This is a genomic window from Clostridium tagluense, assembly GCF_003865095.1.
GTDB lineage: Bacteria > Bacillota > Clostridia > Clostridiales > Clostridiaceae > Clostridium_AD > Clostridium_AD tagluense.
Window position 1 is genome coordinate 35,008 of sequence record NZ_BHYK01000002.1, and the last position, 24,098, is coordinate 59,105.

The following is a 24,098-nucleotide window of genomic DNA, read 5'->3' on the forward strand; positions in this document are numbered from 1 at the left end:
TTAATTTATTATGATTCCTAAAGAAGATAAGGAATTTTTCTGGGATTACTATGATATTTATTCACAGATAGATTCGGATTTTGGAGGAGGGAGTCCTTTTTATAAAACATTTCTTATGGCATATCTTATTAAATATCAAGATATGAAAACATTTGTTGAAATTGGTGTTTACAAAGGGAAATGTCTGCTACCTTTGGCATATATCATTAAGCAAAATAAAGGGGTTGCCATTGGAATAGATCCATACAATAATATGTGTGCAAGGGAGTATGATGTTGAAGAAGAAAAACGCATTGCTATAAATGAGTTTATTGATAAGCTTGATTTTAATATGATATATAAAGAGGTTTTAGCAAAAAAAGAAGCTATGGGTTTATCTTCAAATTGTGAAATTATTAATAAGACATCAGAAAGTGCTTGGGAAGATCTGATGTCAAAGAGAACTGTAATAAATATGCTTCATATAGATGGAAACCATGACACAAAGTATGTGGTTATGGATGCAGAAAAGTATGTTCCGATGGTCAGTGATTTTGGCGTTGTTGTATTTGATGTTATTAATTGGGACAGTGTTAATGTCGTGTATCAAAAATATAAAGCGGAGCTAATACCAATATTTGAATGTGATAGCTTTGCGATACTGCTTAAAGCAGAAAGAACTCAGACAAATCTAGATAAAGCAAGAGTAATGGAGAAAAAATTTAGTTATTTATATAAGAAATTATTGTACATGAACAAAGAAATAGATGAGGGAATCATTGATACCAAAATTCCTAACGTAGCTATTGGGGTTTTAACATATAATCATGAAAAATATATTGAAAAATGTCTTGATGGAATTTTTTTTCAAAAAGGAAAATTCAACAAAAATGTTTTTATAGTTGATGATTGTTCAACAGATAGTACATATGATAAAATATGTAATTACCTTAAGCGAAATGGAAATAAGCTAAAAGATTTTAATATTAGAAGTGTAAGAAATGATCTAAATAAAGGTGTAGTAAAAACATTTCATTCACTTGTGAATATGACTAAAGGCTTTGATTATGTTTCATTCTGTGAGGGAGATGATTATTGGATAAATCCAAGTAGAGTAAAAAATCACATCGATTTTTTAAAAAATAATCCTGAATGTTGTATGTCATTTAATCAGGCTTATGTGTTTTGGCAAAATACGGGGTTTTTTGAAGAATCAGTAATTCATTGTAATCTGAATAGACGAGTATATAATATTGAGGATGTTTTAAAAGTAAACATTATTGGAAATCAAGGTTGTGCATTTTTCGATGGACGTATAATTGATCTTTTACCTGACTCGCTGTTTGAAGTGTTCATAGGTGATTGGATGCTTAATATGTTTTGTGCTACCTTTGGAGATATTGGCTATATACCTGATGTAATGACCATCTGTAGAAAGCATTCTGGTGGTATATGGACTAGTTTGAGTGGTATGCAGCAGTTGAAAGATATAATTAAGAACATCGATGAATATAACAGATATATGGAATTTATATATGACAAAGAGTATACAAAACAACGTAATAATTGCATTGTAGAAAACAATGGTGATTTTTCTGAAAATCTTGATCTTGTAATAATAGATGATATTTTTCCCTGTGATATGAGTGGATTTCGTTATCAAGAGTTTACAAGCTATCTTGAAGAAATAGAGAATACAAAAATAATGATAACGGGTCAAACAATTGAGCAATTTCTACATTTAAATGTGGATGAGGTGATTATTCAATATAAGCGTAGTTATCCTGGATTTTCAGGAAAAGTGTGTAGGTATGATTACTGGAGGCCCATAGGATGTAAGCTTATGTACTTTGTTTTTCCAACAAATGCATATAATGCATTGCCTATTATGGAGCATTATTATATCCCATTTGTTTTTACACTTTATCCAGGCGGAGGTTTTGCATTAAATAATTCTGAATCTGACATAAGGCTTAAGAGACTTATGGAATCTCCTTACTTTAAAAAAGTTATCGTAACCCAACAGGTTACATATGATTATTTAATAAATAATAAATTTTGTTCACTTGAAAAAATTGAATTTATTTTTGGTGGAGTTATGCCTCTTATGGAATATAATAAAGCAAAATCATATAACAAAATAAGGTATGGATTCGAAAAGGAAAATTTTGATATATGCTTTGTTGCACAGAAGTACAGAAAAAAAGGCGAACACAAGGGATATGATGTATTTATTGACATAGCAAAAGTTCTTTGCGGTATGTATGTAAATATACATTTTCATGTGGTGGGTGGATTTGATGAAAATGATATTGATATATCAAATATAAAAAATCACATAACATTTTACGGAAAACTTAATATAGATAATTTTGATTCTTTTTTTAAAGACAAAGATATTATTCTTTCGCCTAATATGCATGGAAAGTTAAGTTATGGTAATTTTGACGGATTTCCTACAGGCTCTTGTGTGGAGGCGGGACTTAGAAAAACAGCAATATTTTGTACTGATTCATTAAATTTAAATGGTGACAGAATAGTAAATGGTAAAGAGATTGTTATTATACCCTATGATGCTAAAAAAGCAAGCGAAATTATAGAATATTACTATAAAAATCCAAAGCTGATAAAAGACATAGGTGATAATTGTCAGGAAAAGTTGCTTTACTTGTTTGGTTATGAATACCAAATTGCTCCAAGGATTAAGATATTAAAAGATGAAATAGAAAAGTCATTTCTACATTTTTGAAGGTGTTATTAGTTCTCCCGAAGTCTGGAATTAAGATACAAGATAAAAATTCTATAGTATGAAAGTTGGTGTAATAATGAAGAACATCGTTATATGTGGAGCAGGTGGCTTTGGACGTGAAGTTGCATGGTTGATTGAAAATATTAATAAGGTGAAAAAAGAATGGAATATAATGGGATTTATTGACAACACTCCTGAGTTAAAAGAAAAAATTATTAATAAGTATCCTGTCCTTGGAGATGAGAGCTGGTTTGATGGTATTGGGTACCCAATTTATACAGTTTGTGCTGTTGGGAGTAGTATAGGGAAAAGAAGTTGGATTGAAAGACTTAGTAAGAATAAAAATATACAATTTGCTACACTTATTGATCCGAGTGTCAATATTTCTAATGTAGTACAAATTGGTGAGGGCACCATTATATGTGCAGGAACAATTGCAACTGTTAACATCAGAATTGGAAATCATGTAATTATAAATCTAGATTGTACATTGGGCCATGATGCTATTATTCTTGATTATTGTACTATTAATCCAAGTGTAAATATATCGGGTAACGTATATATTAATTCTATGGTTGAAGTTGGAACAGGTACTAATATTATTCAAGGAAAAAGTATAGGAACAAATTCAATTATTGGTGCTGGTTCAGTTGTAACGAAAGATATACCAGATTATTGTACAGCGGTGGGAATACCTGCAAAACCAATTAAATTTCACTCTGAGCAAAAGGGTGTATTAGAATTACAAATAAATCTTCCAGATATAAACTAAGCTCAGGATTAATTGTAGATTATAAGAAAGGCCTTCTGCTTTAATGCAGAGGGTCTTTCATTTTTAATATTAGCATTGCGGCAGACTTATTCCATACTGAAAATTATGCAGGTACACTTTTTAACTTATTGCATACAATAAATGGGATAACATTTTTCGTCCTAAGAATATGCAGAAAAGATTAGTGATATTCATTTAAGGGTAGTAAATTTATACGAGAGGAAGGTAAGTAAAATGAAAGAAAATAAGATGGTGTTTATTACCTGCGTAAATGATGAAGATTTATATCAGAAATGCTTATCATATATTAAAAAACTTCAAGTGCCTGAATGTATGGAAATTGAAATAATAGCAATAAGAGATGCTAAAAGCATGACCTCGGCTTATAATTTGGCTATGTTGAAAAATGATTCTAAATATAAAGTTTACCTTCATCAGGATGTTTATATACAAAATACAAATTTCATTTTTGATATATTAAATGTGTTCAAAAGAGATGTAAAAATAGGTCTTATAGGTATGATAGGTGCAAAAATTATTCCAGTATCAGGAATTTGGTGGGAAGATAATTGTAGAGTAGGAAAAGTTTATAGCAGTCATAGCGGAGCTATGGAATTACTTAAATTTGATGAAGGTAAAGACTTGTATACTGAATTAAAAGGAATAGATGGACTGATAATGATAACACAATATGATTTACCTTGGAGAGAAGACATATTTGATGGATGGCATTTTTATGATATTTCACAAAGTGTTGAATTCATACGCAAAGGATTTAAGGTAGTTGTTCCCAAACAGCAAGTTGCATGGTGTATTCATGATTGTGGATATGTAAATACAAATGGATTTGAAGAATATAGAAATAAATTTTTAGACAATTATTCCAAAGACATATTACCATTAGTTAGTATATTGATACCTACTTACAATCAAACTTGCTATCTTAAACAAGCTCTTGATTCTGCATTGAATCAAAGTTATAGAAATATTGAAATTATTATATGTGATGACAGTACGACGAGTTATGTAAAAGAGTTAGTAGAGAAATATATGCTTAAGAGTAATAAAATTAAGTATATTAATAATGGCGAACCATGTGGGTTTAGAGGGAAGATTAATAAACAAAAGTGCTTTGAAGCATCATCAGGAGAGTATATAAGCTATTTGTTACATGATGACCTTTACAACTCAAATAAAATAGATAGGATGATTAATTACTTCCTTTATGACGATACACTCTCTCTTATAACAAGCTACAGAAGAATGATTAATGAAAATGGTGAATATTTCAGCGATAGTTTTAGAACCCTATGTCAATATTCTAATGATACTCGTTTAACTGGAGAAGAGGCGGGAAGAAAGATCCTTTTTTCTATGATTAACTATATTGGTGAAGAAACGACTGCCATGTTTAGGAGAAATGTGGTGGATTTTTATGACACTTACAATACCATCATTGATTATGATGAATATAAAATATATTGTTTAAGTGATATAGCTTTATGGTTGAATTTATTAAGAAGAGGAAACATGATTTATATTTCTGAACAATTAAGCAATTTTAGAATTCATAACTCTCAGAATTCCTATGATAAGATTTTAGTTTGTTGGGCTTCAATTGATTTTTTCAATATGATTATTTCTTCCTATGAAAATAAAGTATTTATTAAAAATAGAAAAGAACTTTTAGAAAGCCTTATGGCTTGGTATAAGGAGTATGCTGGAGATTTAATTATGTTTAGTAATCTCTATAACCATAGCTTAAAAGATAATGAAGAGATAATGAAACTTAGGGATGAATATATAAAATGTTATACTAAATTTATAACTATATTATTGGGAGGTTAATAATATAAACTCAATGTTGAAGGCGCTGTTGGTTGCATTTGAATTATTAGCGCACTTCGACATTAGAAGTTTTAGCTGTAATTAATTGACTGAATTTAGTACGTGGTTAGTATCATTGGGGAAAGACGTGTAGATTTCAACCAGCTAAAATTATATTATTCATGCCATAATAGCTAATTTTCAACTATAGAATACTACATAGTTTATCCTTTTAGAATAATATTACAAATCATATTAACATCTTCTAAATCTAAATCGGCATATAATGGTAATGTTAATATATTATCAGATATTCTTTTTGCAACAGGTGTTTTTTGAATTTCAAACATTCCATTATATGCTTCAAAGTCACTAGTGATTGGGTAAAAATATTTTCGTGCAAATATATTATTCTGTTGGAGCAAATCAGCAATCTCATCCCTATTCTTACCAAATTCTTTTTTATCAAATAGCACTGGAAAGTAACTATAATTTTGAGTGACATTCTTTTGCGAATCGCATAACTTCAAGCCTTTCACGTAAGACAGCAATTCGCGATATCTATTCATTACTAAATTCCGTTTTGCAATTTCCTCATTAATATGATTAATATTGCAAAGCCCCATAGCCGCATGCATTTCAGTCATTTTAGCATTGGTTCCAATGATAGGTACGAATTCTTGACCATCCATTCCAAACTGACGGAGTTTTGCAAATATAGAAGAGTACTTTGAATCACTGTATGTCAAGCCACCACCTTCAACTGTATGAAAAACCTTCGTAGCATGAAAACTAAACATTGACATGTCCCCAAAATTTCCAATTGCAGTACCGTTTAGCTTTATACCAAAGGCATGTGCAGCATCATATATAACCTTTAGATTATATTTTTTTGCTATTGCATCAATTGCATAAACATCACAAATATTACCATAAACATGAACAGGCATTATCGCTGAGGTTTTTTCAGTTATAAGTGCCTCAATTTTGCTCACATCAATTGTATAGTCATCTTCATTTATATCACAAAATACAGGAGTTAATCTATTATGCACAATAGCCTGAGTAGTAGAAGCGAAGGTAAAGGGTGTAGTTATTATTTCGCCAGACAAATCTAGTGCTTGAATAGCAAGTTCAAGTGCGAGATGTCCATTGGCAAATAATGCAATATTAGCTACTTGTAGATATTCACCTAATCGCTTCTCTAAAGCTTGGTGTTTTGGTCCGGTATGAGTTAGCCATCTAGTATCCCACATATCTTTTATCTCACTAATATACTCTTGATAAGGTGGCATTGATGGCTTAACAACTGGTATTGATTTTAAATTCATATATTCACCCCCCTATTTCTAGCTATTTTAAAAATATCATCAATTTGCCTACCTTGCATTTCTATTTTACCGTATGATTCTATGCGTACAACATTGTCTACTATACAATCATAGAAATGATTAATAGATCCTAAAAATTGGTCATTCATATCAATCTTAAATACTCTATCTTCTTGCTTTTTCAGTAATACTGTAGGTTTAAAGTTTGCAGGTGTAGTAAAAATTCTTGGAGCATAAATGCAACCCTCACTTCCCCATATTTCCATTTCACATTTATATGAATTATCCATCCCAAATGAAACTTGAGCGGTAATATGCGCATCATTTTCTAAAGTTGCACTTCCAAATACATCTATATTTTGTTCTTTTGCCATATTTAAAGTAGCTGTCATTATTCGTGTTGTTTTACCTAGAAGCAATGTAGACAATTTTATAGGATAACCACCGCAATCGAGTAAAGCTCCTCCACCGAGATTTTTGTCATATCTAAAATCTGTAGCGCCTCTATAGGGGAATCCAAAAGCAACTCTAATTTGCCTAATTTCTCCGATTTCTCTATTATCAATCAATTCAAAAATTTTATTTATCTGCGTATGATAACAAAATGCGTAGTTTTCATGTAGGGCTAATTGTTTTTGATCTGCTATTCTAAGCAACTTCTTTGTATCTTCTAAATTCGTTGTAAAAGGTTTTTCCAACAATACATGCTTTCCATACTCCAAAGCTTTTTTAGCCCAAACATAATGTAAAGCTGGGGGCAAGGGAATATATACCGCTTCAATGTTATCTGAAGATAGCAGGTCTTGATAACTATTAAAAATTCTACCTTCAAATTCTCTTCTGAAATTCTCTGCCCTTGCTTGTGATTTTTTGAGCACCATGCTTAAGTCTTGGTCATCAAAAAATTGATTTCGTTCATGAGGTTTTGCAATTGCCACACCTTCATACACAAAGCATCTACTTGATTTTAGTGCTGGTAAAAACCTACGAAGAGCAATATCTGATGGTCCTAATATACCTATTCTTAATTTATTCATTTTAAACCTCCAGCAATGAAAGTAGATTTCGCAATTGTATATTTAAGCAATTATTTATTTGTACAAGTGTATTAAGTGTTTTATAATCACACCAAAAATATCCATGTGGTAAATCCAATGAAATTTCACTTTTTTGAATTTCTATAATTACATTTCGGTTTTGTTCATGATAAAAGCGTCCGCCCTCTTCAGAAAGCAATATATCAACTGCAATACCTTCCTTTGCAAAAAGTTTTTTATAAAACAAGATGGAAATCTCATCTTTACCTCTTTCATCAATACCTTCATCTTGTATAGTGGCGCCTAATTCTACTCCATCAAAGCAACCAATTTCCGACTTTGCATTTACCAAAAATTTCTTAATTCCATCTTCAACACAGTATATTAAACCAAAAGTGGAAATGCCTGTTGCCTCGAAAAGTGGTTGTGTCCAGTTGCTAACTTCACGTCCTTGTATGCATATGTCACAGAAAATCACATGGAAAGGAAATGGTTTGTCACAGACAAATGCTTTATCTTCCATATGCCAATGTTTTAAACTGTAAAGATCTGTTAACATGGTTTCTATGTCGCTAAACATCTTATGATTATTAAAAGTGTGAAATATTTCAGTTAATATATGCTGATTGGCAACGCCAGTAAGTGAACGTAAAAGAGTTATATCCTTACATTTGTTTTCGATTTCTTTTAGTTCGTTGTTATCCGTATCCATTAGTGAAAAAGGAATGCAAGAAAGAACGGTACGTGTATCCATATTTACTATATTATCCTGACGCATAAATTGTTTAATTTGTCCTAGCGTCATCCATCTATGAGTAAGTGGTTCAATAATAGGTGCATCCACAATTAAAATAACATTTCGATTTCTTTTTTTTAAAAATCGAGAAGACTGTTCAGATTGTAATTGATCTACAAGTGTTTGATGTGGTGTTGCTTTTATAAAATATTCAAGAAAAGCAGGTTTCTCACCACCATGTTTTTGCATGAAATTACTCTTTGTTGCTTGTATAGTTGGTGACAACTGTACTTTATTGATATTCCCTGGTTCGATTTTAGCTTGCATTAAAAAATGTAACACTCCATTAATTTGTTTGCAAATAATACCTAGAAAGCCTATTTCTTGTTGTATGATAATGGGTTGCTCTATAAACAGAGAACCGTTCTGATATTGCTGAATTCCAGATATTGAAAAAAAGCTTTTGTTTTTGTTAATTATTTTACCATAACCTTTATCATAAAACCAAAATTTACTTTCATCTAAATATATTCTTTTTATTTTAACTTCAAGGCTAGAATTTTCTTCATCTATCCATTTTATCAAGGATTTAGTTGAATGGAGACCTTCCTTAGTTAACCATGAAATCATTAAATCATAAAATATACTGCTCACAAGTAATCACTTCCTCAATAAGATTAAAAGGTACAATTACACACTAAAATGTAATATGTATGTATACTTGTAGTAATATCATATGAAACAAATTTGATTTAGTGATTATTGTTAATAAAATTACAATTGTTTTACATTTAATATGAACACCTATGAATTGCAAATAAGGTAAATTGTTTTTTAGCAAAGAACTCACAATGGTTTTATTTGGCTAGAGAATGTATAGACTATACCTATTATTTTATAATGAAAAATACCTATATTATCCTGTTGTTAGGATAATATAAGTATTTTTATTTCGTTCATAATATATTTTTTTCAAAGATGATTTAAACAGTAGCATATACAGATGCAGCTTCAATAATCCCAACTCCTTTTAAAACTACACGCACCTTTTCACTTATAGCATGAGTTGTAAGAGATTCACCATAGCCACCATCAACAATTAAAGAGGCGCCTTCATTAAACCAAATAAATCCATCATTACTTATCTGTAATTGAGCTACTATGAAATATTTATCATTATTAGTAATATAAAAAGTTATACCTGACTGAAAATTGGTATTTACAAAAAAAGAAGGGGTTCCAATTTCGCTAGCCCTAACACTTGGAAGATCTATTACATGAGAACTAATATTATCGTATGTTATTACTAATTGGGGACATTGTGACAAATTAAAATATTCTCTGCTTCTAAATCTAATAAGTGATGGCGAATCTTCAGTAGCTAATAACTCAATACCGTAGTTAGGAAAAATATTTTTATACCATGAAAAAACAAAAGTAGTCATATCAATTTCAATATAATTATTTATTTGAGTATCCATTATATATTCAGAGGTTGAGATAGGCTGAGTTTTTAATTCTGTATTCCAATCCACGGAATCTTCATTAAAACTATTTTTTAGAGGATAAGCAATGATTTTTTGAGTGCCACAATAATTTTTTTCATATAAAAATAACTTTAAAATAGCCCTAGAAATAATCATGTTTTTTGAAAGAGAAGATAGGTCAAACCTTAATAGAGATCTATATAGACAACAATTATTAGAAAAATTGCCTATAAAGAGCTCTTCAGAATGCCCAAAATTACAATTGTTATAATATTTACAAATGCAGGTATCTGCAGCTGCAATTAATATTACTTCAGTACTCATACCTGTCCTCCTAGTTTTATGTTTTAATTATGCTAGAGTATTTTGTGAAAAAACAAAAATATGAATTTTATAAAATAGGGTTGTTATATTTAATATGATTTTAATATTTATTATATGTAATACATTATAAAATCTCAGTGAAAGCTTATTGCTTTCACTGAGTTTTAAATCATTAAAAGAGAGAACAATAGTTAGTTAAACATTTGGTTTAACTATGGTTGTGAGCTGCTATTTGTTATTGTTTGTTTAGCAAAGTTATTTACTTCACCATTTAAACCTGTTAGATCATTGGTTCCTGTTGCTGTATAGGTGAGAGATATTGTTTCACCAGTTTTTATAGCTGCACTTAATGTGAGTGTTACAGTTGTCCCTGAAACTGTAGCAGCAGTTACAGTAGGAGCTGTTCCTGAGCTAGTAATAGCAAATGCACCAGTAGCTGCAGTTGTTCCACTCAATAATTTAGTCATTGTTAATATCATTGTAACACCAGTTGAAGGAACTGCTCCACTATTTACTCTGGAGGGTACCATATTAGCAAAAGTCTTATAAACAGCAGTTGCATTTATTGTGTTAGTTGTACCAAAGCCAGTTCCTCTAACTGATAATTTTACATATTTTTTAATTGGTGATACTTCAACGGCGCTTTTTGTACCAGAAGCAACGGATATTTCACTACCTATATTTTCAAAAGTTCCAGTTCTAGTATCACAAGCTTTAACTGTTACATACACAAAGTCTGCTTCATCATTGTCAACTAAATAATTGAAGAAGATATCATTTGATATACCATATATAGTTGTTTCAGCACCTGATTGGAGTGGTTGAATTTGTTGTGGGATTACTATGGTTTCAATACCAGGTATATCAGCAGTTACAGTATATTCAATTTCGAGGTTTGGACATAGTTCAGTTTCACTATATTCTCTACTCCAAAAACCGATAGTGGAATTATCAGCACTTGGACCGGAAATTTCAAAGCCATGATTTGTGCTTTCGTCAGCATACCAAGCTGCAACGGTTTTGGTTAAATTGTCAAAAGAAATAACTGTTCCAACGTCTGTAGTTGCAATAGTTTTTTGGGTAGTATCTCCTGAGACTAGAACGGATGAAGTTGGTGCATTAGCGTTTGTTACTTTATATTCATAGAAATTACTAGTAAGCTGTTTAATATCAGCAGTTGCATCAGCAGTATTATCATTTCTAAATACATAAAGATATAATTTAGCAGAAGTAATTGTAGCATTTGCTGGTATTGTTGAAAGGTCAAAATAAAGCAAAGCTTTATGAGCAGCTGTGCCAACCTTACCAGTAAATAAAGCAGAATCTTTACCGAAATTTAAGGTAGTAGAACCTACAGCTGCAGAAATAAAAGCATCTCTATTATCATAAATAATATTTGTTGTAGCCATAACAAAATCTCCTTTTTAAAAATAAATTAATTATTTAATATCTTTTGTGCTTGTTATCGATATATTATATGAGGTATAAGTAGAAATGTTGTCCATAAATGCTAATTTTAAAAAAGTCTCAGTTCTTTCAGCGTTTCCAATATCTAATTTGATGGTATACTATTATTAAAGTTAATTGAAAATTTTATAAAATCACAAGGAGTCATTATATAATGTGGAGGGTAATTTATAATATAGAGAGGAAGGTATTAGTTTATGACAGAAAAAGAAAAAATGATAAGTGGAAAGCCATATAAAGCATCTGGAGAAGAATTATCATCTGAACGCCAAGCTGCAAAAGAAATGATATTTGACTATAACACCCTACGCCCAAGCGAAGGGAATAAGCGAAATGAAATTCTAAAAAAATTACTAGGTGTAGTCCGAAATGATTTTTATATAGAACCGCCATTTCGATGTGATTATGGGTATAATATTTCTATCGGAGAAAATTTTTATAGCAATTACAATTGCACTATTTTAGATTGTGCTAAGGTTACAATTGGTGATAATGTTATGTTTGCACCAAACGTAAGCCTTTTTACAGCAGGCCATCCTATTCATTTTGAACCACGAAATGCAGGACTTGAATATGCCTTTCCAATTAATATAGGGAATAATGTTTGGTTAGGTGGCGGTGTTATAGTGAATCCAGGAGTTACAATTGGTGATAATGTAGTTATTGGTTCTGGTAGTGTTGTAACTAAAGATATTCCGCCTAATTCTATAGCTGTTGGTAATCCTTGTAAAGTAATAGGAGAAGTTACAGAGGAAGATAAGAAATACTATTTTAAAAAATTGAAATTTAATGATTAATTTAGATATATGGTGTTAACAATAAAGTTGAGTATAATCTGTTTAAAAGATTATACTCAATTTTATTAATAACTAAGGGTTACAAATAAAGGAGATTTTTAAAATTATGAACAAAAATAAAAACACTCTATCTTTTCCTGATAAATCAAACAGTTGGGATGAAGTAACTGATATCGTTGTAATAGGAAGTGGGTTTGCTGGGTTAACTGCAGCTATAGAAGCTCGTAATGCTGGCACATCTGTTATTATTCTTGAAAAAATGAAGGCAATTGGTGGTAATTCAATTATAAGTGATGGAGGAATTGCTGCTTCTGAAACTAAGCTTCAAAAAAAATTCAATATAAATGATTCTAAAGACATGATGTATGCAGATATGCTCAATGCTGGTGATTTAATCAATTACCCTGAACTTGTACGAGTTGTGGTGGATAATGCAAATGATGCTTTTGAATGGTCACAGGAATATTTAGGTGTTGAATATCTTGATAGGGTTGATCAGTTCGGAGGGCACTGCGTGCCACGTTGTTATACTGCCAAAAACATTTCTGGTGCAACTATCATTAAAAAATTAAAAGAAAAAGTAGAAGAGTTAGGCACGTCGGTTAGACTACAGATGTACTTTAAAAGTTTTATTCAAGACTCAGAGGGAAGAGTATGTGGTGTTATTGTTAGAGAAAACTATGATTATAAAAACCCTGATAGTGGACGGGATATATATATAAAAGCAGAAAAAGGGGTAATTCTTGCAGCAGGTGGTTTTTCTAGTGATATTGAATTTAGAATGGCACAAGATCCACGGCTTACAGAAAAAATTGATACTACAAATAAGCCCTTTGCAACTGCACAGGCACTTAAGGAAGCACTGAGGATAGGTGCCACTCCTGTGCAATTGTCTCATGTTCAGCTTGGACCATGGGCCTCGCCTGATGAAAAAGGTTATGGGCATGGACCAGAATTTTCGGAGTATATATTATTTCAATATGGCATTATTGTTGATCCTGTTACAGGTGGACGTTTTATAAACGAACTTGCAGATCGTAAAACACTTTCAGATAAAATTCTTTCAGTAGGTCATCCCTGTGTAGGGATTGCAGATTCAAAGGCAGTTAGTGAATCTGGCTGGAGCATAGAGAAATGTCTTAAAAAAGGTGTTGTAAAAAAATTCAATACAATTAAAGAGTTTGCAGTTTTTTATAATGTTTCATATGAAAATCTTGAAGAATCTCTTAACGTTTTTAATAAGAGTTTTGAAGAAGGAAGGGATAAATGTTTTGGCAAACCCATAATTGACAATGCGAAGCCAATAATGCAAACACCTTTTTATGGAATCCGCTTATGGCCAAAAGTACATTATACTATGGGAGGTATAAGGATAAATGTATTGGGACAGGTAATAGATTTAGAGGGTAAAGTTCTAGAGGGATTATATGCAGCTGGCGAGATTACTGGTGGGATTCATGGTGCTAGTCGCCTAGGAAGTTGTGCAATAACAGAATGTCTTGTATTTGGAAGAATAGCAGGTAAAAATGCAGCTAAAAAGTTAAGTTAAAAAAAATTAACAAAATTATATTTGTGAAGAATTTATTAAATCTTTGAAATTTACAGGAGAATTCTAATAAATGGAGAATATAAGAAGTGTAGGTGAATTATATTCAAGACACTTGTAAAATAAAGATTGAGTAAAATTTATTAATATAAAAAAGTTTAAGGAGTGTTAATTATGGGAATTGGTGATTGGTTAAGAGAGCAGAAGGATAAAACACAAGCAGGAATTAAGCAATTTGCAAACAAAGATTTTATGGAAGCGATAGCAGCAGGTTGTGCACTTATTGCAAGTGCTGATGGAGATATAAGCTCAGACGAAAAACAAAAGATGGTAGGGTACATTAATCTTAATGAGTCATTAAAAGTTTTTAAATTAAATGATGTATTAACCAGATTTAATCATTATGCAGATATGTTTGCATTTGATTATAATGTTGGAAAGGCAGAAGCCATGAAGGCAATTACTAAAATGAAAAGTAAACCGGATGCAGCAAAAACATTAGTAGCAGTATGTTGCTCAATAGGCGCTGCAGATGGAACTTTTGACAAAGATGAAATTGCTTTGGTTAGAGAAATGTGCTCAAACCTTGGTGTGAATCCAGCAGATTTTAAACTTTAATAATAGGTACATAAATGCAAACCTATAGGACAATAAAATGTTCTATAGGTTTTTTTGTTAAATTAAGGGATGTTTATAAAAAAGGTTGGTAATATATTGAGGTCAATGATAAAATATGGATAGATATGCTAAATTAGAGGCTTAACGACAAAGTAAAGTAGAAGTGTAAAGAGTAGGGGAGGAATCAATTGGAGAAGGCGAAAATAAAGGATAAACATAAATTAAAAGCAAAGTGGAAAAAAATAAAAGAAGATAGAGTACTATATCTAATGCTTTTACTACCACTTATATATTTTATAATATTTCATTTAATACCTTTAGCGGGTATGTCCCTGGCATTTCAAGATTATAGAATCATAGGAGATAATGTTTTTGTAGGCTTAAAGCATTTTAAAACACTATTCAGTTCTGCTAGTTTTTTTCATGTTCTTAAAAATACTATAATAATAAGCACTATGAAAATAGTATTTTTCTTTCCAATACCAATAATTTTCTCTTTACTTATAAGTGAAGTAAAATCAATAAAGTTTAGAAAATATGTACAATCAGTAGTATATTTACCACACTTTCTTTCTTGGGTGGTAATTACAGGTATATGGATTAAGTTATTATCGCAAACAAATGGGGGAGTAAATAATATCTTGAACATATTTAATGTACCCTCTATTGATTTTATGACAAGCAAAGGATATATAAGATGGGTCCTGGTTTTTTCAGAAATGTGGAGAAGTGCGGGATGGGATTCAATAATATATTTAGCTGCTATAATGAGGATAAGTCCTGCCTTATATGAATCTGCAAGAATAGATGGTGCATCTAGGTTTGACGAGATGATACATATTACAATACCAGAACTTACAACAACAATAGTTACAGTATTTATTTTAAATTTAGGATTTTTTATGAATGCAGGCTTTGATCAAGTTTTTAATTTTATGAATGATTCGGTTATAAGTGTAATTGATATACTTGATACCTATGTTTATAGGATAGGATTAATAAATGGTCAGTATGCTTTCGCTACAGCTGCAAGTTTATTTAAAGGTGTAATTGGAATTATGTTGATCTTTACCACACACTTTTTGGCTAAAAAAATATCTGGGAAAGGGTTATGGTAGGGTGAATGATATGAAAAATAAAAAAAATTTAGGTCGCTTCATCTTTTATATATTACTGTTTATTGTTACTTTAACTATGCTTATACCAATTGTGAATTTACTAGCACTATCATTAACAGATCCTGCTCGCGTAAAAGAAGTTACAGGGCTTACCATTATTCCTAAGGGATTTTCTTTTGATAATTATAGAGTTTTATTTTCTAATCCTCAGATTATGAAAAGTCTTTTTAACTCAGTATTTATAACTGTAATAGGCACTGCGTTAAATTTAGCTTTAACAATAATGGCAGCTTATGCACTTACAAGGCCAGGTCTTGTGGGGAAAAAATTCTTTATGGTGATTTTAATAATTGTTATGGTATTTGAACCAGGATTAATTCCAGAATATCTACTAATTAAAAGCATAGGACTTTTAGATACTTACTCTTCAGTAATTTTATATAAGGCACTAAATGTATATTATTTAATTATACTTATGAGATTTTTTGAAGAGGTGCCAGAAGCACTTATTGATGCAGCAAGGGTAGATGGTGCAGGACATTTAACTGTTCTATTTAAAATATTAATTCCGCTTTCGAAGTCTTCCATTGCAACTATAGGTTTGTTTTATGGGGTTTTTCACTGGAATGAATATTTTAGAGCATCAATATACTTAAATGATTCGGCTAAATGGCCATTGCAATTAGTGCTTCGGCAGTTTGTGGTGTTAAATGATACCACATCAATGCTGGGGGCCAATAGTCTACTATCTTTTGATAAGGCATCTCAGCTAAGTTATAAGGCATTACAAGCAGGAACTATAATGATTGCAATAGTTCCTATACTTTTAATATATCCATTTATACTTAAAAATTACACCAAGGGAACAATGGAAGGAGGAGTTAAGGAGTAGCTGTTTTAATAAATAGTATTTTTAAAAAATAATCTTAGGGGTGATATTATGAAAAAGTCAATAGCTTTGATGCTTGTAATTATAAGTACGCTGAGTTTAGTATCATGCAAACCAAAAACCGATGATGAGGTGGGTAAAAATAACTTGATTGAGCCAATAGTGGTGAGAATGGTGATGAAAGATGTAAGTCCCAAAGATCCTATAGCTCAAAAATATATAGGACTTATAGAAAAAGGCTTAGCGCAGGAGGGAACAAAAGTTCAGATTAAACTTGAAGAAATGCCTTCAGGTAACTACGCTGAAAAATTAAACTTAAAGTTACTTGGTAAAGATATTCCTGATATCATATACTTCCAAGGAGGAGACCAACAGATATCTCAGCAAGGATTACTGGAGGACTTAACACCATATATAAAAAAATCTAAGTATATAAAAGCTAATTTAGAACAACAAAATAAAAAGAGACTCGCAAACTATCCTTACTTATTATGGATTAAACCTCTTGCATCAAAGGTGCCAGTAATGAGAAGTGATTGGTTCAATAAATTAAGTACATCTAAAAAGCTCATGGAAGATCCTACTATAGATAATTATTATGCATTTTTAAAACAATTAAAAGATTCTAATTTAGGTGGGAAAGGATCGCCAGCCTATGCATTAACAGCTGCTGGGAATACTTTAGAGATTGATGAAATATTTGACCAAGCTTTTGGAAATAAATCCACTTGGATTAAAGATAAAAATGGTAAATATATTTTTAATAAAGTTTCTAACAATGAAAAAGAAAAGTTAACTTTTTATAATAAACTTTATAAAGAAGGAATACTAGATCCAGAATTCTTAACTAAAAAATGGGACACAAAGGAAAAGGCTTTTTATGAAAATCAAGCTGCTATAATAGCTGGAACAGCAGGAAAAGTTATAGATATTTATGAGGGTAAAATCAAAAAGGCTAATGGAAATGCTACAGGACTTACAGTTTTACCACCGGCAAAGGGAAAAGCTCAAGGATATTTACCTATAGATGTTTCTAAAGAAAATAGAGGTATAGCTATTTCTTCTACATCTAAAAATAAAGATATTTCCTTTAAAATTCTAGATTTTTTAGCTAGTGAAAAAGGTCAAATGATAGATCGTTTAGGTTTTGAAGGTGAGCATTATGTAATTAAAGATAATAAAATCCAGTTAACTGAAAAATCACAAGAATGGTATGCGAAATTTTGGGAGCCTTCAAAAATTTCACTAGGAAAAGAACTTGCAAAACCGCTACTTGGAGCTGCAGGAACTAAGTCACTAGAAGATGTTAATAAGCTTTATACTGAAGATATTAATTTTATAATCCCAGAAGAACTTTCTGTTAAATGGGATTCTATAAATAACTTATATAAAGAATATTCAGCAGATATAATTACAGGAAAACGTCCTATAAGTGATTTTGATAAGTTTGTAACGCAGTGGTATGAAAATGGTGGAGAAGATATAACTAAACATGCAAATGAAGTATTAAAGTAATTGTAGTCGACTAATGTACTATATTAGCATAGGTATACTCCCCATCATTTTTATTCGAACATATGGCTGGCTGTGTATTTGAAACTATAGTTATACAAACTATAAATGAGCGAAAACGTCTCCATTAATTCCCATAAAACAAAAAAAGAAAAACATATATGCATTCTCCTGTTATAATTAAGTCACTACACAAAACATAACTAAGGAGAAAACATAAATGTTTAACAACTCAATTGTAACAAAATCATCGGCAATATACAAATTTTTAATTGAATTAAAAATAACTCTTTATCTCACAACGCCTCAAATTCATCATCTGATATTATTTATAAATTCTATGGTGACAAAAGGCTACTGTGGAAAAGTAACTGACGTTTCAGATTTTATGCCGGTTAGGCATAGGACTAATATTGGAAAGTTTTTATCGGAGAGTCCATGGGACGAAGACTTCGTTGAAAAAGCTCTAAAAAAACGTGTGCTTATGAGAATATGGGAGATGTCTAAAACAACTGGAAGTCCTATTTATATTGTAATAGATGACACTATTTCAGAGAAGACTGTGCCCTCGTCAAAGGCAAAGAAACCTACTGAAAAATGTGGATTCCACCATTCTCATTTAAAAGGTAAAACAGTTTATGGTCATCAATTAGTTACAGTTATGTTATTGTGCGATACTCTTGTGCTGCCATATACTATGGCGATATACAACAAAGAAAATATGAGTAAAATCCAAATGGCAATTCAGTTTATAAAATCCTTACCCCAACCAGTAAGTAAAGGTTATGTTTTATGTGATAGTTGGTATAGTAATAAAAAATTGTTTGCTGTTTCCAAAGAGTCAGGCTACGCCTATATTGGTGGCCTAAGAACAAATAGAGTAATATATCCAAAAGGTCGTGAAAAACTTGGAATTAAGCTTAACCATATGTGCGAGATATTAACTAAGGATGATGTTGACCTAGTCAAAGTCGGCAATAATGAATATTATGTCTACACATATAGGGGCAAACTTAATGACGCCAAGGATTCTTTGATAGCCCTTTGTTGGCCTAAGGAAGCTCTTTTCAAGCCTGGTTGTTTAAGAGCATTCATAAGTCTAGATACAATTATTACAACTGAAGAACTTCTAAATCACTATAAACATAGATGGCCAATTGAAACCTTCTTCAGAGAAACTAAAAAACATCTTGGTTTAAATCATTATCAAGTAAGAAGTAATCGTAGTATTAATAGATACTTCTTGTTACTAATGATTACTTACGTATACTGTGAATTAGAGGTAAGTAATGGTACGTTGAATTTCAACGTTGGAATTAAAAGCGCAAGGAACCAATCTCAGAAGGAACGAGTGTCTTGGATTTTTAAACAAGCCGAATTAGGAACTCCTCTTGAAGCTATCTTTAAAACATTAAAGATAGCTTAGGATAGTTGACATTGATTTTAAATGGAATAATATGTTAGTAAATTCGCTCATTTATAGTACAAATATAAATAATAAATTTATTGCAAGACTATGCAAACTGAACCTAATATGGTAAAATGTTTCAAATGGTGAGTGTGCCTATGTACACCTAGCGGCACAGGGGAAAGTTATCCTACACGTATAGCTATAAGTTAAGCCTTGCGGAGTCACTTCTAAGTGATTCTTTGCGGGTTTTTTTTATTTTTTATAGAACAGCGTTTTTTTACTACCAACCATACATGGAGGCAGTGAAGATACCTGTAAGATATTTTGGGATAATATTTTTCCTATTTAATATAACTGCAGCCTTTGCTTCAAAGCGAAGTCACTGGATTATGGATAAAACTAAACCTAAAACCTTAACTTTTATGGCTCTTTTAATGATAATATCCTTTGTACTTATGGGTGCAGTAAAAGTGTGGTTTGGCGTTTTTGCAATATTATTTCAACAGGTTGCAAGGGGGATATATAGGCCGGTTACCACTAAATATTTGAATAAACACATACCCTCTGACAAAAGAGCAACGGTGCTTTCCTTCCAAAGTTTAGCTTGTAATTTGTCAGTAGCCATAGCCTTTCCGCTAATGGGAGTAGCTATGATCATATTAACTGTGTTTACTATGAAGTATATGAAGGCGAGGCTAGGGCTTAAACAAAATGTACAGGAAGGAAATGAATGTTGATAAGGAAGAACAATTTACCTACTTCATTTGATTTTAAGCAAGTTCTTATTCAAAGTATAAATCCCCAGCATCATTTTTTGGTGTAGGGGATTTTTGAATATACTATTGCAGCACAGCAGGTGATAGTTTAATATGCATCATCAAATATGAGTAAATTGATTTCTTGTAATAATAAGATGCCACTTGCCACGTGGATGGCATCTTTTTAAATAGGGTCAATATTTAACACAGTTTTTTGAGGAAAAGGAGAAGTTTTAGAACGGGTAGTTATAACAAAGTCGTACCGTGTTCCCAGTTGTGATTTTATTGGTATAGTTGCAGTAATTGTTATTGTTTTAATAGTTTCTGGGGCCACATTTTTCAGTATTTCTAAGTCAGCAGAATAAGCAGTGTTAGCTAGAATATCTGCAATTTTAGTATTGTTTATGCTAAGTGTATAGGGAAGGGCTACTGGCTTAATTTCTAAAGTATAATCATCATATCCTCCACCAGTATTTTGAAAAACATTTATTATTGTTGCTATATATCCTGGTTTGGTTACCTGAAAAGAGGTTGAATCGTCTATCTTATTATAAGACATCGGTAAAAGGGATACTCCAGGAGATAAACTAAGGGCAATTGCATTGCTCTTCTCACCGCTATATAGTTTTGTAGAAATATCATTATAATATTGCACCGCCGCTGCCTGAGTTGTTATGGCAATGCCTGATTTAAGATTGGATAATGGAGCTACTGTAAAAGAAATTAGTCCTGAAACACCCTTATCTAAACTTGGTATTAACATAACTATTTTTTTATTCACACTATCATAGCTTGCTGTGCATAGCAGTGTGGTATTAATAGAAGTAAAGGGAAAATTGCTGCTTAACGGTATATCAACTTTACCATTCACTAAAGCAATAGAGCTATTATTAGAAAATACTAAAGTAAATTGAATAATGGAATTAGTATTTATTGGTCCACTTTGGTTATATATTATAGAGGTAGTAAGATCCTTGGCACTTAAATTTAGAACTATATTAGGGTGATTTATTGTCACAGAAAGATTTTTACTTATGGTAAGGTAAGATCCACTTAACTTTTGTTTATATAGAACTTGATAATTGTTTGTCTGCACTGAGGTTGTAACTCCAATGGATTTATTAGAATTTGTGATTTTACAATTTAAAATATAGGTTAATGTTTTTGCATCTTTTAGTGCATCTATAAATCCTTCGCTAGGAAAGGTCACTGAATTTCCTGATACAGTGGGTGTTATCACTATACCATTTCTGTAGGCGGGTCCTGTATAAATCTGCCCACCGCTTGGCAAGATATCTTTTACGTAAGCATCATAAACTACAGTTCCTTGTGGAATGGTCACTGTAATAGTATAGGTAATAGTAGAATTAACCTTAAATAGAGAGGAATTATTTGATTTTGTTAAGATAATATTGGGAGAATATATTGTAACTGAAGCACTTTTATTCTGATTGGTATATTGATAGCTCAATGGATTATCTAGCTGAGAATAGGGATTGGTATTTGCTGCTGTAGTTAGGATAGTAAGGCCTGGTGCAAGAGTATTATTTATAGTTACACTATAATTTAATGTTAAGATTTGTCCAGGAGCCAATTTATCTATATTTAATTGTATTCCTTTTTCATCAATATAGGGATTTCTATAGCTCCCTGTTCCAGTAACATTAATAGAACTTTGATTAACGGTAAACCACTCAGATAAGCTGTCGCTTAGCTGAAAATTAAAGGCGTCAGTTTCTGTTCCTAAAGTATTAGTATTTGTTATCTTAACAGTGTATGAATAAATCTCTCCAGCCTTTACCCCAGATGAATTTATTCCGGTGATAGATTTTGTAAGTTGTATATTTGGAATCCCTATATTTATCAAAACTTGTGTTCTTGCGCTATAGCCAAATCCATCTGTATTACTTCCACTAAGCTTAAATAAATTATTATTTTGACTTGATGACCCAAGTATGAATATTGGAACTTTAAAAGTAATTGTACTCAAAGATTTTCCAGGAATATCTCCGTAATTAAAGTCCACCCCATGGGGCTCAATTAATTGTGGGGAAAGTCCATAAGGTTTATATCCAGTATAGGTATATATAAGTCCATCAATAGGGTCCGCAGAAAGCGGGAAAAAATCATCTAAATAGACTTGTTTTTGAATTGCAGATAAGGTGCTGGCATCGTAAGTTAATTTATATTCTGCAAAATCACCGGGAGCCAGAGCATTAAAAGTTTTTGCAGTGCCATTTTCATAGTATCCTTTTAAAAAAGTTTTTGTTATTTTCCCAAGGCCAATACTAGAGCTTGCAGAGGCACTATCTGTAACTATAATTAAAAGTTGAATCAATGTTCCAGAAATACTTGCAATAGACACAAAGCTATCAAAAGCTACCACTGGTAATGGGATAGAACCAATCAACTTATATCTATAATAACTATCCACTTTAGCATTTATGGTCACAGTATTTTGAGAGTTTCTCATAGCCAATGGAAAATTATAAATTAATTCATAACCTTTTAGGGTTGGATTATCAATTACAGATGTAGGAGTTACAGAACTTGAAACAAAGCTAATTCCATCTGGTAGTATATATTTAACAGAAATATTTTGAATATCATAATATTGACATACAGAGTATACATAACTATATTGAATACTTTGAAGTACATCGGTGGTAACTTTATTAACTGTTGTAGTAATAATTAGATCCATTGCATAAAAAGTTACACTATTCTCTACAATATCTTCTGATGAAGCCATATTGACAATAAGCTTAAAGGCAGTACCATGATAAATTAGATTTCCGGTATTATTATTATATTTATTCCATGCTGCATAATTAAAGCTCACTGAAGTATTACTACCTACTGACAATGCTATTGCACCAAAATAAATTTGAGTATATAATTTGTCATTAATAAGAACTGTACTAATAGTGGGATTTTTTAAAAGATTAGCATCTGTGCCAGAACTAGATATATTACCTATATATCTTATTCCATCTGGAATAAGTATATTTATATTTACAAGAGACGAACTAATAGTGTTATTAACGAAAGTGTTATTTGCTGTATAAACTTTAGAATAGTCATTTAATAAGACTGTAGTTCCTGCTCCTTTTAATACTTTCCCAGAAGTCCCAATTGAGCATGAAAATCTTACGGCCTTAAAACTCATGATAACTCCATTAGTAATCCTCTGATTTCCAATATCGTAATTTCCCCTAGGCATTGTGTCTACCTGACAAGTTACAGTAAATCCATTGAAAATATATCCAAAGGGAATGGTTGTTCCACTTTTAAATTTTGTGCCTGCCTTTACAGTAACATTAAAAGAATAACTAATCTCTAAAGGAGCTAAGTCCTTTAAATTTATCCAGGAATAAGAATAACCACCGTCAGAATTTTTTACTGAGGATGTTATGCTTTGGGTGGCAGTACTTACAGTCATTCCATCTGGTGTAGTTATAAATATACTTAAATTATATAATTTTATACTTGAGCTGAGATTCTTAATACTTATTATAAAATTGGTTGTCCCACCTAAAATAAGTGGAACATTTTCTGTTTTATCTATAGAAACATTTAAAATGTCTGAAGTCATAATATCTCTCCTTAATTGTATAATACTCTTAGCTTACATATAATATATTCTGAGATGTTAGTTACTGTTCAAGATTTTTCTTTCATGTAACTATTTAAACAAGTCTTCATAAAATAGTATTGAGTAAATAGAAACTATTCAATAT

General features: G+C 31.3%; 17 protein-coding genes. 11 read left to right on the top strand and 6 right to left on the bottom strand.

The window, feature by feature from the left end:
* Positions 1-10: 10 nt before the first annotated feature.
* The 3 genes from Ctaglu_RS01695 to Ctaglu_RS01705 all read left to right on the top strand — a co-directional run bounded on the left by Ctaglu_RS01695 (position 11) and on the right by Ctaglu_RS01705 (position 5,348).
* Positions 11-2,728, top strand: a complete 2,718-nt coding sequence (locus tag Ctaglu_RS01695) for a glycosyltransferase (RefSeq protein WP_124997435.1) — start codon at positions 11-13, stop codon at positions 2,726-2,728.
* A 76-nt stretch (positions 2,729-2,804) separates the two neighbouring features.
* Positions 2,805-3,500 carry an acetyltransferase gene (locus Ctaglu_RS01700; RefSeq protein ID WP_124997437.1) on the top strand — a complete coding sequence of 232 codons (696 nt, stop codon included), beginning with the start codon at positions 2,805-2,807 and terminating at the stop codon, positions 3,498-3,500.
* A gap of 234 nt (positions 3,501-3,734) precedes the next feature.
* Entirely contained in the window at positions 3,735-5,348 is a 1,614-nt protein-coding gene (locus Ctaglu_RS01705; RefSeq protein WP_124997439.1) for a glycosyltransferase, read from the top strand.
* 203 nt (positions 5,349-5,551) lie between these two features.
* Here Ctaglu_RS01705 and Ctaglu_RS01710 read toward each other — a convergent pair whose 3' ends face one another.
* The 5 genes from Ctaglu_RS01710 to Ctaglu_RS01730 all read right to left on the bottom strand — a co-directional run bounded on the left by Ctaglu_RS01710 (position 5,552) and on the right by Ctaglu_RS01730 (position 11,651).
* A complete protein-coding gene (locus Ctaglu_RS01710; RefSeq protein WP_124997441.1) occupies positions 5,552-6,658 on the bottom strand; it encodes a DegT/DnrJ/EryC1/StrS family aminotransferase in 1,107 nt (368 codons plus the stop codon).
* On the bottom strand, positions 6,655-7,695 hold the full coding sequence (locus Ctaglu_RS01715) for a Gfo/Idh/MocA family protein (protein WP_233439654.1): 1,041 nt from the start codon (positions 7,693-7,695) through the stop codon (positions 6,655-6,657). Before Ctaglu_RS01715 ends, Ctaglu_RS01710 begins: the two co-directional genes overlap by 4 nt.
* Before the next feature lies 1 nt (position 7,696).
* Positions 7,697-9,085 (bottom strand): NDP-hexose 2,3-dehydratase family protein, encoded by a 1,389-nt coding sequence (locus Ctaglu_RS01720; protein ID WP_124997443.1) that lies wholly within the window; start codon positions 9,083-9,085, stop codon positions 7,697-7,699.
* A gap of 329 nt (positions 9,086-9,414) precedes the next feature.
* Positions 9,415-10,242: a DNRLRE domain-containing protein gene (locus Ctaglu_RS01725; RefSeq protein WP_124997445.1), complete on the bottom strand. Its 828-nt coding sequence runs from the start codon at positions 10,240-10,242 to the stop codon at positions 9,415-9,417.
* A gap of 212 nt (positions 10,243-10,454) precedes the next feature.
* Complete coding sequence (locus Ctaglu_RS01730) at positions 10,455-11,651, bottom strand: DNRLRE domain-containing protein (RefSeq protein WP_124997447.1); 1,197 nt, start codon at positions 11,649-11,651, stop codon at positions 10,455-10,457.
* 255 nt (positions 11,652-11,906) lie between these two features.
* Between Ctaglu_RS01730 and Ctaglu_RS01735 the strand changes: the two genes are divergently transcribed.
* The 8 genes from Ctaglu_RS01735 (at position 11,907) to Ctaglu_RS01770 (ending at position 20,337) form a co-directional block, all read left to right on the top strand.
* The gene (locus Ctaglu_RS01735) at positions 11,907-12,506 is read left to right on the top strand and encodes a sugar O-acetyltransferase (RefSeq protein ID WP_124997449.1); all 600 of its coding nucleotides are present in this window, start codon (positions 11,907-11,909) and stop codon (positions 12,504-12,506) included.
* A 106-nt stretch (positions 12,507-12,612) separates the two neighbouring features.
* Positions 12,613-14,055: a flavocytochrome c gene (locus Ctaglu_RS01740; RefSeq protein WP_124997451.1), complete on the top strand. Its 1,443-nt coding sequence runs from the start codon at positions 12,613-12,615 to the stop codon at positions 14,053-14,055.
* A 171-nt stretch (positions 14,056-14,226) separates the two neighbouring features.
* Positions 14,227-14,670, top strand: coding sequence for a tellurite resistance TerB family protein (locus tag Ctaglu_RS01745; protein WP_124997453.1), 444 nt, complete (start codon positions 14,227-14,229; stop codon positions 14,668-14,670).
* A 188-nt stretch (positions 14,671-14,858) separates the two neighbouring features.
* Positions 14,859-15,788: an ABC transporter permease gene (locus Ctaglu_RS01750; RefSeq protein ID WP_226100503.1), complete on the top strand. Its 930-nt coding sequence runs from the start codon at positions 14,859-14,861 to the stop codon at positions 15,786-15,788.
* Between the two features lie 10 nt (positions 15,789-15,798).
* Complete coding sequence (locus tag Ctaglu_RS01755; protein WP_124997454.1) at positions 15,799-16,680, top strand: carbohydrate ABC transporter permease; 882 nt, start codon at positions 15,799-15,801, stop codon at positions 16,678-16,680.
* A 48-nt stretch (positions 16,681-16,728) separates the two neighbouring features.
* The gene (locus Ctaglu_RS01760) at positions 16,729-18,192 is read left to right on the top strand and encodes an extracellular solute-binding protein (protein WP_124997456.1); all 1,464 of its coding nucleotides are present in this window, start codon (positions 16,729-16,731) and stop codon (positions 18,190-18,192) included.
* A gap of 217 nt (positions 18,193-18,409) precedes the next feature.
* Positions 18,410-19,615 (top strand): IS701 family transposase, encoded by a 1,206-nt coding sequence (locus Ctaglu_RS01765; RefSeq protein WP_124997458.1) that lies wholly within the window; start codon positions 18,410-18,412, stop codon positions 19,613-19,615.
* Positions 19,616-19,839: 224 nt separating this feature from the next.
* Complete coding sequence (locus tag Ctaglu_RS01770) at positions 19,840-20,337, top strand: MFS transporter (RefSeq protein ID WP_207669436.1); 498 nt, start codon at positions 19,840-19,842, stop codon at positions 20,335-20,337.
* 205 nt (positions 20,338-20,542) lie between these two features.
* On the opposite strand, the gene Ctaglu_RS01775 is transcribed toward Ctaglu_RS01770, so the two are convergent.
* Positions 20,543-23,953 (bottom strand): isopeptide-forming domain-containing fimbrial protein, encoded by a 3,411-nt coding sequence (locus Ctaglu_RS01775; protein WP_124997462.1) that lies wholly within the window; start codon positions 23,951-23,953, stop codon positions 20,543-20,545.
* Between the last annotated feature and the right edge of the window lie 145 nt (positions 23,954-24,098).

Coding starts and splice junctions, on each gene's coding strand:
- Ctaglu_RS01695 (WP_124997435.1), top strand. CDS start 11: ATGATTCCTAAAGAAGATAAGGAATTTTTCTGGGATTACTATGATATT.
- Ctaglu_RS01700 (WP_124997437.1), top strand. CDS start 2,805: ATGAAGAACATCGTTATATGTGGAGCAGGTGGCTTTGGACGTGAAGTT.
- Ctaglu_RS01705 (WP_124997439.1), top strand. CDS start 3,735: ATGAAAGAAAATAAGATGGTGTTTATTACCTGCGTAAATGATGAAGAT.
- Ctaglu_RS01710 (WP_124997441.1), bottom strand. CDS start 6,658: ATGAATTTAAAATCAATACCAGTTGTTAAGCCATCAATGCCACCTTAT.
- Ctaglu_RS01715 (WP_233439654.1), bottom strand. CDS start 7,695: ATGAATAAATTAAGAATAGGTATATTAGGACCATCAGATATTGCTCTT.
- Ctaglu_RS01725 (WP_124997445.1), bottom strand. CDS start 10,242: ATGAGTACTGAAGTAATATTAATTGCAGCTGCAGATACCTGCATTTGT.
- Ctaglu_RS01730 (WP_124997447.1), bottom strand. CDS start 11,651: ATGGCTACAACAAATATTATTTATGATAATAGAGATGCTTTTATTTCT.
- Ctaglu_RS01735 (WP_124997449.1), top strand. CDS start 11,907: ATGACAGAAAAAGAAAAAATGATAAGTGGAAAGCCATATAAAGCATCT.
- Ctaglu_RS01740 (WP_124997451.1), top strand. CDS start 12,613: ATGAACAAAAATAAAAACACTCTATCTTTTCCTGATAAATCAAACAGT.
- Ctaglu_RS01745 (WP_124997453.1), top strand. CDS start 14,227: ATGGGAATTGGTGATTGGTTAAGAGAGCAGAAGGATAAAACACAAGCA.
- Ctaglu_RS01755 (WP_124997454.1), top strand. CDS start 15,799: ATGAAAAATAAAAAAAATTTAGGTCGCTTCATCTTTTATATATTACTG.
- Ctaglu_RS01760 (WP_124997456.1), top strand. CDS start 16,729: ATGAAAAAGTCAATAGCTTTGATGCTTGTAATTATAAGTACGCTGAGT.
- Ctaglu_RS01765 (WP_124997458.1), top strand. CDS start 18,410: ATGTTTAACAACTCAATTGTAACAAAATCATCGGCAATATACAAATTT.
- Ctaglu_RS01775 (WP_124997462.1), bottom strand. CDS start 23,953: ATGACTTCAGACATTTTAAATGTTTCTATAGATAAAACAGAAAATGTT.